Below are 958 nucleotides of genomic sequence, written 5' to 3'. Positions count from 1 at the left end.
GCCTCTTTGTATAAAGAAAATATACTACCAGACACTCATGACTGTCATTATTCATGTAAAAATGTATATGAGCACCGTCAAAATGTATATCAAATGCTCAAAATGTATATGAAACACCAAAAATGTATATCAACCATTTCGCTACAACCCGCACTCTACTGCGGTTTTCTTCATTTTCATATACATATATACATTTTTTACTACTATCTAGAGATGTTTTTGGAAATTTTTTTCTCTTAACAACACCTCAACTTGTATATCATGTATATTTGTATATGGGCTTTTCTTTCCTCCCCTCCATAGGGAGCGAAGCGATGAGAAGTAAGCCCACACAGGGCTTTCTCTCATCAAGCACACAACTACACCCCAGGGCACCCAGACCGCCCTGAGCAGGAGCCTACGGGCTTCGTGAGCTCACCTAATTTCCAACATTGGAAATCAGACTCAGCTTGACCTCCATGAAGCGATTACCCTGACCCACAGGCAGAAATGAAATGACACGGAAGGTCTCTTGGACAGTTGAGCGATCAGGCCCACGAACATCACGCCTACACAAGCAGCCAATGTCGATTGCTTGCCAACGCATGAGTGCTCGATGTGTTAGGCCCAACTCCACCATCTGAGTGCCATTGATCTCTCGGAGTGGATCGATGACAGTGACTTCCGCTGGTGCCGTGAAGAGCAGGGTTTCTTGGTCCTTGTTTTGACGGCTCTCGATGTCGAATTGAATGTCCATCTTAAAGAATGTCAGCTTGAATTGTGGATTAAATTGCATAGCAATACCCCTATGAAAAACTTTGATTGAATGCAGGACAAGCGCGCCCCAAGTGTTCTTCCATAATGTCGTGCCAACATACTAGAATGGCTTGCCTTGACTGAAGAGATGGTAAGGCAGATAGGGCAAAACGGCTTGAAGCTCGCATTGTAGAAATGTCGGGTCTTTATCAGTGAGGATATT

At 43.8% G+C, this 958-nt stretch carries 1 protein-coding gene; it reads right to left on the bottom strand.

Translation table 11 applies throughout. The features are described from left to right. Positions 1-418 precede the first annotated feature (418 nt). The gene (locus tag GOB86_RS15570) at positions 419-775 is read right to left on the bottom strand and encodes a hypothetical protein (RefSeq protein WP_165993566.1); all 357 of its coding nucleotides are present in this window, start codon (positions 773-775) and stop codon (positions 419-421) included. Between the last annotated feature and the right edge of the window lie 183 nt (positions 776-958).

The sequence above is a fragment of the Acetobacter lambici genome (genome assembly GCF_011516885.1).
Classification (GTDB): domain Bacteria; phylum Pseudomonadota; class Alphaproteobacteria; order Acetobacterales; family Acetobacteraceae; genus Acetobacter; species Acetobacter lambici.
The sequence above is the reverse complement of the archived record's forward strand: the minus strand, read 5'-3'. Positions and strand labels throughout refer to the sequence as shown.

What these genes read in the sequence shown, in the direction of transcription:
- GOB86_RS15570 (WP_165993566.1), bottom strand. Translation starts at nt 775, where the DNA reads ATGCAATTTAATCCACAATTCAAGCTGACATTCTTTAAGATGGACATT.